The sequence below is a fragment of the Pseudorhodoplanes sp. genome, assembly GCF_046289595.1.
Classification (GTDB): domain Bacteria; phylum Pseudomonadota; class Alphaproteobacteria; order Rhizobiales; family Xanthobacteraceae; genus Pseudorhodoplanes.
Window position 1 is genome coordinate 1 of the sequence record NZ_JBKBVB010000022.1, and the last position, 12,270, is coordinate 12,270.

Sequence of the window (12,270 nt, forward strand, 5' to 3'; positions counted from 1 at the left end):
GCGCGATGATCCGCCACTCCGCATCACTGAGATCGAAACGGGCCATGATCTCCTCCGTCAGGAGGTTGAATCACTTTACACCCGCTTCGGGAATCCCCTTTATGGGTACAGAACCTAGCCCGCATAGGCCTTTTTTGCTTGTGCCGGTTTGGCATCCGCTTCGATGCGCCGGCCGGGTTTGGCTCGGCCGTGGAGACTTATCTGCCGCCGTTTCGATTGTGACCGGCTCGGCCGCGTCTGAGCGGCGACCGGGCCGCATCAGGCTGCTTTTCCGGTTGCAGCATCCGGGATGTGGGGTATCGGTCACGGCCCGCAGCAAACGACGCGTCTCCAGCCTTTGGATGCCCGTCGTGCCTTGACTTAAGGCTCTGCCGCCGCCTGTGATACGGCCAATCAAATTCGGGGAGTGCCAATGCAGTCCGCTGGCAAACAGACATCCACGCATCGCGCCCTGGTCGGCAGGACCGTCGCCGCCATGACCGCGGCGGCGTTGGTCTCGATCTCATATTCCGCCGCATCGGCGCAGACCGTCAGCGCTGCCGCATCCGCCATTCCCGCGGCTCCGGCTGCTGCGGCTCAGGCGTCGGCGGCTCCGGCAGTTCAGCCGGCCGCTGCTGCCGCAGCGACCGTCCAGACTGCGCCGGCGCCCGCGGCTCAAGCCGCTCCGGCAACCACTGGCTCGACGCTTCCTGCCGTCAATGTCAGCGGCGAAAAGCCGGTTCAGCGGCAGGCCCAGCGCCGGGTCCAGGGACCGAACCGCGAGCCGATCAAGATCCCGGTGACATCGGTCGGCTGCAACGGGGTGCGCGCGCCGGGCAAGCCCTATTTCGTGGAATTCCGCTCGCGCACCGCGGTGAGCTATGGCCACACTTTCGTCCTGCATGGCCGCCTCGGCAGCGGCAATCGGTTTGCCAGCTATCAGATCGCCGGGCTGCATCCCAAGGGCGACGATCCCGCCCAGTATATGCGCGGCATGATGGTGCCGGTCGAATCCGAAACCGGGCCGTCCTGGGGCGACGAAGACGAGCAATATCTCACGGCGCGTTTCTGCGTGACGCTGACCGAAGCCGAGTACCGCAAGGCGCTGGCCTATATCCGGCATCTGCAGGCGACCAAGAAGACCTGGCACGCCACGACCTATAACTGCAACGCATTCGCCGCGGACATTGCCCGCCATATCGGGCTCGATTCGCCGAACCCGAACATGTATCTGCCGGAAATCTTCATCAAGCGGATGGCCGATCTCAATCGCGGCGGCAAGCCGAGCAATCCGTTCGCGGCCAATTTCTTCCGGCAGAACGACGCGGTGCAATCGCAGCCGCAGCGCCGCGCGCCTGTGCAGCGCACTGCGCAACCGGCGTCGCAGCTGCGTCAGCAGTAAAGAGCGCAACATATCCAAAATGCGAAAGGCCCACGGCGACGTGGGCCTTTTTGTTATTGGCTGTACGGGCGGGAGCGCTGGAGCATGCTATTTCGGCGCCGGCCCGATGATCGCCCAGACCGGCCGGCCGAACATGCCATCGAGCTGGGCGGTGAAGTCGCGCAGCGCCGCCGGGGCTTGGTCGCTGTAGCCAAAAACCATCAAGAGAAAGATAAGCGGCGGGATCGCCGCAAGCCAAAGGATCGTCCGAATCATGTAGGCGCGGTGTTCCGCAGCCTGCTTCGGATTGCGATAGCCAGGAGGCGGATAGTGGCTCATGTTCGCCCCGTTGCGCCCTTAGGCCTTGTCGACCGGCCCGCCGCTTTCGACCCAATCCTTGAAGCCGCCGAGATTGAACACCTTCCCGTAGCCGAGTTCCTTGAGCGTTTGCCCTGCCAGCGCCGAGCGGCCACCCGAGGCGCAATAGAGGATCACGGTGGCGTCCGGATCGAGATTGGGGTCGCGCCCCGGCGAGTCCGGCGCTGCCTTGAATTCCAGGAGGCCGCGCGGGATGTGGACCGCGCCCGCCACCTTGCCGCTCTGCGCCACCTCCATCGCGTCGCGCACGTCGACGACGACCACGTTGTCCCGGCTCATCATCGCCTTGGCTTCGTCCGGGGTCAGACGCGGCACCGCCGCATTGGCCGCATCCATCATCGCCTTCAGGCTTGTCGCCATGCCGTTTCTCCCGGGAACCTGCTTGCGTCGGCGGCTGCCGCCGTGCTTCCGCCCGTATCTAGGGCGCACGGGCGCTCCGGCGCAAGGGAGGGTGACGGCGGTCACAGCACGAAGTCGGTCGCGCTCAGCATGACGGTGTTGTTCGGGTCGAGCAGCGCGATCGCGAAATCAGCCTTGCCGTCCCCGTTGACGTCGCCCTCGACGATCTTGACGCCTGCTGCGGCATAATAGCGGAGCTGACCGGCGGCCTTGGTAAAGGCCTGGTCGCCGATGAAGGTGAAGGCGTCGTCGGTGACGCCGTTCGTGATGTTGGCGTCGATCCAGTAGAGGTTGATCGCATCGATCCCGCTCTCGAAGTCGGTGATGACGTCGCGGGTCTTGTCCTTGACGCCGCTGTCGGACAAAGCCGTGAAGATGAAGAAGTCGCCGCCTGCGCCGCCGGACAGGATGTCACGGCCGGCACCGCCGCACAGGGCGTCGTTGCCGTCGCCGCCGATCAGTGTGTCGTCGCCGCCATAGCCAAACAGCGTGTCGTGACCGTTGACGCCTTCCAGCATATTGGCCGCGGCGTTGCCGTAGATGATGTCGTCGCCGTCGCCTCCGATGGCATTCTCGAAATTGAAGACGCTGTCCTTGTACATGCCCGCGACATCGAGGCCGGTCGCCGTGTTCGCCTCGACCAGGCCCAGTCCTGGCGTCATTGGCGAGAAATCATGCGCGACCGTGTCTAGGTTGATCCGAAGCACGTTGACGGCATTGCTGGCATTGTAGGTGTCGATCCCCGCGCCTCCGTCGATCGTGTCGGTGCCGTCACCGGTTCCACCTCCGGTCGCCACGTAATAGTCGTCGCCCCCGCCAAGGGTGATCATGTCGGAGCCCGCACCGTCAGCGACGATGTCCCGCATCTTGCCGCCGATGAACACATCGTCGCCGTCACCCAGATCGACGACGCCGAGAATGGTCCCGGTATTGGTCACGACATCCCGGCCGCTGCCGGTGATCACATACTCCGCGATAAGTCCGGAATTGGTCAGCCTATTGTCGCCGCCGCCCAAGAGCACATAATTCGCGATCGTTCCCGAATTGGTGACGGTGTCGGCGCCGTCACCGAGCACGACCACCCCCTCAATTTTTCCTTTGTTTGTGAGGGTGTTCCGACCGTCATAGAGATACACGGAGCCGGTTTGCTTCGTGTTGACAACGGCGTCGTTGCCGCCGCCGCCATACACGGTGGAGCCGATAATACCGGAATTGGTTAGTGTGTTACTGCCGTTGCCGAGGTAGACGCTGTAATCGATCCGGCCGGAATTGACGATGGTGTCGTCGCCGCCGCCACAAAAAACTGTGTTGCCTACGGTCCCCTTGTTGGTCAGCGAATTCGACCCTCCGCCAAGGTAGACGTCACCCAGGATCGTCTTTGAATTGACGACGGTGTCGTTGCCGTTTCCGCACTGGAAGCCGCCGATGGTGCCGGTATTGGTGATCGCGCTGGCACCGGTATTGCCGGTATAGACCCAATGCATAATCGTTCCGGAATTGATCAGCTTGTCGCTGCCGTCGCCGAGGTGCAGATCGCCTTCGATTTTGCCCTTGTTGGTGACGGTGTCGTTGCCGGCGCCGGTATGCAGCCCGCCATTGATCGATCCGGAATTTGTGACCGTATTGTTGCCCCCGGTGAGATCGACGCCGCCGTTGATCGTTCCGGAGTTGTTCAGGATGTCGTTGCCGGAGCCCGCGGTCACGTTGCCTTGAATCGTGCCGGAATTGGTCAGGCTGTTGTCGCCGGACGCCAGAAAAACGGGGCCTTGAATCAAGCCGGAATTGGTCACGCGGTCGATCCCGGCATCGCCGAAGATGCTGCCGAGAATTTCGCCGGAATTGGTCAGGGTATTGGTGCCAAGACCGAGATCGATCAGGCCGTTGATGTTGCCCGAATTCTTCAGGACATCGTTGCCGTCGCCCGCCAGCACGGCCCCGTTGATCGTGTTTGTATTGGTCAGCCGGTCGTCATGAGCGCCGAGATCCACGAAACCGTTGATTGTGCCGGAATTGGTCAGCGAATCGTTGCGCCCTCCCAGACGGACGGAACCGTTCAACGTGCCGGTGTTAGTGATTGTATCGGCGCTGAGGTGGTCATTATCGAAGATTGAGAGCGTGCCGCCGCCAATCACGCCGGAATTTCTCAGGGTGAGAACGCCGGAGGTCTGGATCATGATTCCGAATTCGTTCCCCACAATCGTTCCGGCGTTGGTGACCGTTGCAGGGCATTCGACAACCATGCCGGTTCGACCGCTCACCTCGCCATTTGCGCCGATGGTCACGGACGATTTCGCGGATGTCTCCGCAAACAAAATTCCTTCGGACGTCCCGGATTTGACCACGCCATTGACGGTGACTTTCCAGCCGCCGGTATTGGCGAGATAGGCGCCACGTCCTGCGATTCCGGTCGCGATGAGAGAACCGCCCTGCTCGACGGTCAGCGAATCCGCGCCCGGCGTGTCGCCCGAAAAGGCATGCACGTTGTTGATGCTGGTCGTAACGCTGTTCGAAGCGTTGATCACAAAGCTGGCCATATCCGAATCCCGATGATGTGAGGGCGCGCGCGACCGCCCGGCGGCAGGTGCCGCCGGTTGGTTCCGGGCTCGCTTGAAAAGGTGGCCAACTGCAGATGCCGCGCTTCAAACCGCAGGCGCCGCCATCAGCCGCTTCGCGCTATGCCGCGCTCTCGACCGCTCCGCCGGAAGCGATCCAGTCCTTGAGGGTGCCGAGGTTATAGACGCGCTCGTACCCCATATCCCGAAGAGTCTTTGCGCCGAGCGCGGAGCGTCCGCCCGAGGCGCAATACAGGATCAGCGACTTGTCCTTCTCGAAGCTCTTGTCGTGATAGGGCGAGTCCGGATCGGCGCGGAATTCAAGCATGCCGCGCGAGACGTTGATCGCACCCGCGATTTTACCGCTTTGCTGGATTTCGGGCGCGTCGCGGACATCGATCACCAGGACGCTACCCTTCGCAATCATGTCGCGCGCCTGCGCGGGATCGATGCGGGGTACGGCGGCATTCGCAGATTCGAGCATGCTTTTCACATTGGCCGGCATGGTTTCCTCCGTCTTGCAGACAGTTTCCAGGGTGCAACCGCCAGTTGGCGGCGTTGCAATGGCGCGCTAAATAGACCCAGCCCGCGGCCGGGCGAATGACCGCCGCGCCGGATCGCCTGATCGCCCGTCCATGATGTGAGGCCGCCCGATGGATGCGTTGTCGGATGTGCTGCGCTCGGTGCGCCTCACCGGTGGCGTTTTCCTCGACTCCCGTTTCACGGCGCCATGGTGTGTGACAGCCACGTTGACCGGGGCCGACATCAGACCGTTTCTTGCCGCGATGCCGAGGCAGTTGATTTGCTATCACGTGGTCATCAATGGCCGGGCAATTCTGTCGATTTCCGGCGAGCCCTCGATCGAGGTGTGTGCGGGCGAGGTGCTTCTGCTTCCAGGCAATGACGGACACGTCCTTGCGAGTGAGCACGGCCTGGAACCCGTGCCGGCCGGCTCACTCATCACGATGCCGCCGAACGGCGGACTGCCGAGCATCGAGTATGGCGGCGGCGGAAACGAGACCCAGATCGTGTGCGGCTTTCTGGCGAGTGAGGATGGATATAATCCGCTGATCGCGGCGCTGCCGCGCACTCTGAAACTCGATCTCCGCGAAGGCACGTCGCGCGAATGGATCGAGTCGTCGGTCCGCTTTGCGGCTGCCGAACTTGCAAGCGGGCGACTGTCGTCGTCGGAGGTCATGTCGCGGCTGTCGGAGACGCTTCTGGTCGAAGCGGTGCGCAAATATACCTCCACCCTGCCTGAAAATGAATCCGGCTGGCTCAATGGTTTGCGCGATCCTCATGTCGGGCGGGCGCTGACCCTGATCCACGGCAATATCGGAAAGGACTGGTCAGTTGAGGATCTTGCCAGAGAGGTGGCGCTGTCGCGCAGCGCCTTCGTGGACCGGTTCACCTCGCTCGTCGGCATGCCGCCGATCCGCTATCTGACGGTGTGGCGCATGCGCACCGCCAGGCTCAATCTCCGAGAGAAACGAATGTCCATCGCGCAACTCGCACACGCGGTCGGCTATCAATCGGAAGAGGCTTTCAGCCGCGCATTCAAGCGCGAATACGGCGTCTCGCCCGCGCATTGGCGCGACAGCCAGGCGGCAGGTTGACCCCCGCCGCCTGCGCGCGAAACTGGCGGCTCAATATTTCGCCGAGATCGGCAGGTCTTCCGCCGGGAACAGCGAGATCACGCGGCAGCCCTTGTCGGTGACCACGACTTCCTCTTCGATGCGCGCGCCGGAATAACCGTCGGTCGCCGGGCAATAGGTTTCGATCGCGAACACCATCCCTTCCTTGATCTCGGTCGGGTGGTCCATGGAGACCACGCGCGAGATGATCGGCCGCTCGTGCAGCGCAAGTCCGAGCCCATGCGCGAATTGCAGCCCGAAGGCGCTCATCTCGTCCGGGAAGCCGAACTCCCCGGCTTTCGGGAAGGCTTCGGCGATATGCGCGGTCGAAGCGCCCGGCTTGATGCGGTCCATCGCATTGTCGAGCCATTCGCGCGCCTTCTTGTAGGCGTCGCGCTGACTGTCGGTCGCGCGCACCACGTTGAAGGTGCGGTAATAGCAGGTGCGATAGCCCATGAAGCTTTGCAGGATGTCGAAGAAGGCCTGGTCGCCCGGACGGATCAGACGGTCGGTGAAGTTGTGCGGATGCGGATTGCAGCGTTCGCCGGAGATCGCGTTCACCGCTTCGACGTCGTCGGAGCCATGCGTATAGAGGAACTTGTTGACCTCGGCGACGATGTCGTTCTCGCGCACACCAGGGCGCAGCTTCTCGTTGATCAGGTCATAGGCGCCGTCGACCATCGCGGCGGCGCGATTGAGCAGCGCGATCTCGTCGATCGACTTGATCTCGCGCGCCTCCAGCATCACCTGCTGGCCGTCCTTCACCTTGAGGCCGGTCTTTTCCAGTTCGAACATCATCGGCGGCTCGATGATGTCGACACCGAGCGGCATGTCGGCGACGCCGGCTTCCCGCAGGATCGCGGCGATCTCCTCGGCGTGCCGCTTCATCAGCCCGAAATCGGGATGCACGGTGCCGCGCAGGCCGACGAGGCCGGCCTTGCAATTCTCAGGCTTCAGCCAGGGGGAATAGAGCTTGTGATGGACTGCGGCCGAGCCGAAATCCCACAGGATCGGATCGGCGGAGCCGCGGGTCAGCAGCGCCCAGCGGGACAGCTTGTCACGCTCCCACTCGCCGATCTTGGTGGAGGTCAGGTAGCGGATATTGTTGACGTCGAAGACAAGGAGGGCGCCGAGATCGGAATTCTCAAGCGCCATGCGCGCGCGGCTCAGCCGGTAAGTGTGCAGGCGGCGGTAATCGACGCGCTCCTCGAAATCGACTCCCATGATGCCGAGCGAGGGCAGCGCCCGGCCCCAATTGTAACGGGGGTTGATGTCTTCGGCGCTGATTTTACGGAGCGATTGGTCCATGGGGTCCTCGCGTGGTTTTGAGCTTGGCGCCGGGAGGCGCGGGTTGTGATAAGTTTACACCGATGCGCCCGTCGGGGGGAGGGGCGCATCAACGCTGTTTTGCCGGCGAAATCGTTGTGCTTTTCACAGGGTCGGACTTCATTCGGGTGTGACGCATCCGCCCGGATGACACGGCGATTATGCCGCGCTTTTCTTCCCCCATAGCCGCTGAGAGGCGATATCTGCGCCCTCGCGCAGCGACTTCAGCTTCAGCCACACCACAGGCTCCACCACCCATTCCCGGTTCGTGAAAGTCCCGAAGCCGCAATCGGTGGAGGCGATCACCCGCTCGCGGTCGCCGACTGCTGCCACGGCCTCCTCGATCCGCCGCGCCACCACTTCGGGATGCTCGACAAAATTCGAGGTGGTTTCGATCACGCCCGGCAGAAGCAGCATGTTGCCCGGCAATGGATGGGTCTTGAACGCGGCATATTCGTGCGCATGGCGCGGATTGGAAAACTCGATCGACAGCGCGCCGACCTTGGCCTGGTACAGCGCGGGCAAGATTTTCGCCAGCGGGATGTCGTTGATGTGCGGGCCTTCCCAATTGCCGTAGCAGATGTGCAGACGCACGCGGTCGGCCGGAATGCCGTCAATGCCGCGATTGATGGCATCGACCTGTTTCTCAACCTCCCTGACGAAACCGTCGTCCGACAGATCGCGATGAAACATGGTGCGGTCCATTGCAAGATCGGGCGCATCGATCTGCAGCAGCAGTCCGGCCTTGTGAATCGCCTGATATTCCTTGGCCATCTCGCGCGCCAGCACGTCGAGATACTCGTCGTTGGACTTGTAATGGGCATTCAGCATGGTGGAGGCGATAATGCCGGGCGACGCCGCGGTCATGAACATTTCGGGAAAGGTTTTTCCGGCAATCGACTTGACGCGGGCCAGTTCGTCCTCGATCGGCTTGATGTCGAGATAGCGTACCTCGCCCTGCGCCTCCGGCGCGTTCTGCTGCTTGGAGACATGCGGGAAGCGGTGGGTGAGATACTTCACCAGCTCGGGAAATTGCTCGAAATCCATGCCGCGGCGGCGCTTGGAGACGCCGGCAAATCCCGACATGCGTTGCGGCACATAAGTCTGGAACCCGACCCGCTGCTGTTCGCCGTCATTGCCAATATCGATGCCGGCGGCTGCCTGCTTCTCGACGACATGCCGCACCGCCTTGTCCAGCTCGGCATCCATTTCCTTCTGCTCGAACGCCTCGCCGGCCTCGCGCCGCAGCAGCATGTCGGACAGCTTTTCATTGCGCGGCAGGCTGCCGACATGTGTGGTCAGGATGCGGTCGCGGCTGGTCAGCATCGGGGCATTTCTCCCGTGAGTGTTGTCGTTGCCGGTTCGACTAGCACGGCCGCGGGCGCGTGCAAAAACGGATGCGGCGGCAAAGGGATACGATTCTCGCCCGGTGCCTGTTGACGGGCTAAACGCAACATGCATTATAGTTCATGTTTGGAACGGATCAAAATCGCACCCGTTCCAGCGTGAAAACAAGAAACCACCAGGCGGGAAGAAGATGACCCAGGCTGCAACGGCGGCGTTTTCCGCACACGATCAGGACACCGTGTCGCGCAAGTCCGTGGATATTCCGCGGGCCTTCAATTTTGCTGCGCATATTCTGGACCTCAATCTCGCGGCCGGGCGCGCCAAAAAGCCGGCTTTCATCGACCAGACGGGGGCGTGGACGTATGGGCAACTGGCCGACAGGGTCGCACGCTTCGGCGCGATGCTGCGCGCCAAGGGCATCCGCCGCGAAGAGCGCATCCTGATCTGTCTCCTCGACACAATCGACTGGCCGACCGCGTTTCTCGGCGCGCTCAAGGCGGGCGTGGTCCCGATCCCCGTCAACACGCTGATGACCGGGAGCGATTACGAATTCATGCTGGCCGACAGCCGCGCGCGGATGCTTATCGTGTCGGACGTGCTCTATCCGAAATTCGCCGGTCTCGTCGAAAAGGCTTCCGAGCTTGTCCCCGACCTTGCGCATGTCGTGGTGTCGGGCCCGAATTCGCACGGCCATGACCGCTTCGAGGATCTGATTGCGGCGGCGCAACCCGAGGATTACACCGCGCCGACGACCTGCGACGACATTGCGTTCTGGCTCTACACCTCGGGTTCGACCGGAAAGCCGAAGGGCGCGGTGCATGTGCATGCCAGCCTCAAGCTCACCAACGATCTTTATGCCGAACCGATTCTGGGCATCCATGAGGATGACGTCTGTTATTCCGTGGCCAAGCTGTTTTTCGCCTATGGCCTCGGCAACGCGCTGACATTTCCGATGTCGGCCGGCGCCACCACGGTGTTGCTGGCCGACCGGCCGACGCCGGAGGGCGTTGCCGCGCTTTTGCGCAAGCATCCGGTGACGGTGTTCTACGGGGTGCCGACATTCTATGCAGCGTTTCTCGCAAGCCCAGGCATGCCGTCGCGCGCGGAGACGAAATTGCGCCGCTGCGTCTCTGCCGGCGAAGCCTTGCCGGCCGATGTCGGCAAGCGCTGGAGCGAGACATACGGATGCGACATTCTCGACGGCATCGGCTCGACCGAGATGCTGCATATTTTCCTGTCGAATGCGCCCGGCGCCGTGAAATACGGCACCACCGGCAAGCCGGTCCCCGGCTATACGCTGAAGCTGATCGACGAGAATGGTCAGCCGGTGCCGCCCGGCGAGATGGGCGAATTGATCATCAACGGTCCAACCAGCGCGGTCATGTACTGGAATAACCGCGAGCGCTCGCGCCATACCTTCATGGGCGAATGGACGCGGTCCGGCGACAAATACCTGCAGGATGAGGACGGCTATTTCGTTTATTGCGGGCGCAACGACGACATGCTGAAGGTGTCCGGCCTGTATGTGTCGCCGTTCGAAGTCGAGGGCGCGCTGCAGAGCCACGCCGATGTGCTGGAATGCGCCGTGGTCGCCTGGCTCGACGGCGACGGACTGATCAAGCCGAAGGCGTTCATCGTGCTGAAAGAGCAGGGCAAGGCCTGCGACGCACTCGCGCGGGCGTTGCAGGATCACGTCAAGGCCGTGCTGGCGCCGTTCAAATATCCGCGCTGGATCGAGTTCCGCGCCGAGCTTCCGAAAACGGCGACCGGCAAGATTCAGCGGTTCAAACTGCGCGCAGAAGCGCCTTCGGGCTGATGCGAGAAGACCATTTCGCCGTATTTTTAACCGCAGCGGAATGTCGCGCGGGAACGGGACTTCCGGTATTGGGATGTGTTCAATAGGATGAAAGCCGTACCAAAAGCGGGCGGCCGAAAAAAGGAGGAACTACAGGATGAAAAAATCGCTGATTGCGGCCGGCGCGGCGTTCGCGCTCGCTGCGGGGCCCGTCGTGGCCCCAGCCCTGGCGCAGGACAAGCCGATCAAGATCGGATTTATCTCGACCTTCTCCGGTCCGACTGCGGTGATCGGCAATGACATGCGCAACGCCTTCGAACTGGCGCTCGATCACATGGGTCGCAAGATGGGCGGCCGCGCGGTCGAGGTGATCTACGAAGACGATATGCAGAAGCCCGATATCGGCAAGCAGAAGACCGAGAAGCTGATCGAATCCGACAAGGTCGATTTCATCGTCGGCTATATCTGGTCCAACGTGCTGCTTGCTTCGCTGAAGCCGATCGTCGATTCCAAGACCATGACGGTGGTGGCGAATGCCGGGCCCTCGCAGCTCGCCGGCGAATTGTGCTCGCCCTATGTGTTCTCGACCTCCTGGCAGAACGATCAGACGCCGCAGGCGGTCGGTGAATATATGAACCAGAAAGGCGTGAAGACCGCCTATCTGATCGGCCCGAACTACGCCGCCGGCAAGGATATGCTGCAGGGCGTGGCTTCGACTTTCAAAGGCAAGATCCTCGGCCAGGATCTGACCAAATGGCCGGATCAGCTCGACTTCTCGGCCGAATTGTCGAAGGCGCGCGCGGCGAAGCCGGACGCGATTTTCGTGTTCTATCCGGGCGCGGCGGGCGTTCAGTTCCTGACGCAATATGCCCAGCAGGGCCTGAAAGGGCAGATTCCGCTCTACACCGCCTTCACCATCGATGAGCTCTCGCTGCCGCTGCAAAAGGAACTCGCGCTCGGTGTGCCGGGCGCGCAGCAGTGGGTGAACGACCTGCCGAACGATGCCAACAAGAAGTTCGTCTCCGGTTTCCGCGAGAAATACAAGACCTCGCCGTCCTTCTACGCCTCTCAGGCTTATGATGCCGCCCAGCTCATCAACTCCGCAGTCACCGCGGTAAAGGGCGACACCAGCAAGAAGGACGCCATGCGTGACGAGATGCGCAAGGCGAATTTCCCGTCGGTGCGCGGGCCGTTCAAGTACGGCAACAACCACATCCCGATCCAGAACTTCTATCTGCAGGACGTGGTGAAGAAGGAAGACGGCTCGCTCGGCCTGAAGACCGTTGCGACCATCGTCGAGAACAGCCAGGACCGTCATCACACCAAATGCCAGATGAAATGGTGATCTGACATGGGGGCCGGACGGCGGACGCGGGACCGCCGTCCGGCCCTTCTTATTGGCCGGCGCTTTTGGTGGCCGTCTGTTCCCGGTTGACTTCACGCCGCTGTGCGCGGCATGTCCGCAGATGCCGTGTGGGG

General features: G+C 62.2%; 10 protein-coding genes. 4 read left to right on the forward strand and 6 right to left on the reverse strand.

The window, feature by feature from the left end; genetic code table 11:
• Window positions 1-412 precede the first annotated feature (412 nt).
• A complete protein-coding gene (locus ACK41X_RS06950; protein WP_409720633.1) occupies window positions 413-1,381 on the forward strand; it encodes a hypothetical protein in 969 nt (322 codons plus the stop codon).
• Window positions 1,382-1,468: 87 nt separating this feature from the next.
• Here ACK41X_RS06950 and ACK41X_RS06955 read toward each other — a convergent pair whose 3' ends face one another.
• The 4 genes from ACK41X_RS06955 to ACK41X_RS06970 all read right to left on the reverse strand — a co-directional run bounded on the left by ACK41X_RS06955 (window position 1,469) and on the right by ACK41X_RS06970 (window position 5,194).
• Entirely contained in the window at window positions 1,469-1,699 is a 231-nt protein-coding gene (locus tag ACK41X_RS06955; protein WP_409720635.1) for a hypothetical protein, read from the reverse strand.
• An 18-nt stretch (window positions 1,700-1,717) separates the two neighbouring features.
• Window positions 1,718-2,098, reverse strand: a complete 381-nt coding sequence (locus ACK41X_RS06960) for a rhodanese-like domain-containing protein (protein WP_409720637.1) — start codon at window positions 2,096-2,098, stop codon at window positions 1,718-1,720.
• Window positions 2,099-2,199: 101 nt separating this feature from the next.
• Entirely contained in the window at window positions 2,200-4,671 is a 2,472-nt protein-coding gene (locus tag ACK41X_RS06965; protein ID WP_409720639.1) for a beta strand repeat-containing protein, read from the reverse strand.
• Window positions 4,672-4,810: 139 nt separating this feature from the next.
• Window positions 4,811-5,194, reverse strand: coding sequence for a rhodanese-like domain-containing protein (locus ACK41X_RS06970; RefSeq protein ID WP_409720641.1), 384 nt, complete (start codon window positions 5,192-5,194; stop codon window positions 4,811-4,813).
• 148 nt (window positions 5,195-5,342) lie between these two features.
• On the opposite strand from ACK41X_RS06970, the gene ACK41X_RS06975 reads away from it, so the two are divergent.
• Entirely contained in the window at window positions 5,343-6,305 is a 963-nt protein-coding gene (locus ACK41X_RS06975; RefSeq protein WP_409720643.1) for an AraC family transcriptional regulator, read from the forward strand.
• A 30-nt stretch (window positions 6,306-6,335) separates the two neighbouring features.
• On the opposite strand, the gene ACK41X_RS06980 is transcribed toward ACK41X_RS06975, so the two are convergent.
• Entirely contained in the window at window positions 6,336-7,631 is a 1,296-nt protein-coding gene (locus ACK41X_RS06980; protein WP_409720645.1) for a M24 family metallopeptidase, read from the reverse strand.
• A gap of 177 nt (window positions 7,632-7,808) precedes the next feature.
• Window positions 7,809-8,975 carry a cobalamin-independent methionine synthase II family protein gene (locus ACK41X_RS06985; RefSeq protein WP_409720647.1) on the reverse strand — a complete coding sequence of 389 codons (1,167 nt, stop codon included), beginning with the start codon at window positions 8,973-8,975 and terminating at the stop codon, window positions 7,809-7,811.
• A gap of 211 nt (window positions 8,976-9,186) precedes the next feature.
• Between ACK41X_RS06985 and ACK41X_RS06990 the strand changes: the two genes are divergently transcribed.
• Both ACK41X_RS06990 and ACK41X_RS06995 read left to right on the forward strand, forming a co-directional pair.
• Window positions 9,187-10,812, forward strand: a complete 1,626-nt coding sequence (locus tag ACK41X_RS06990; RefSeq protein ID WP_409720649.1) for a benzoate-CoA ligase family protein — start codon at window positions 9,187-9,189, stop codon at window positions 10,810-10,812.
• Window positions 10,813-10,948: 136 nt separating this feature from the next.
• Complete coding sequence (locus ACK41X_RS06995) at window positions 10,949-12,136, forward strand: ABC transporter substrate-binding protein (RefSeq protein ID WP_409720651.1); 1,188 nt, start codon at window positions 10,949-10,951, stop codon at window positions 12,134-12,136.
• Window positions 12,137-12,270: the final 134 nt, after the last annotated feature.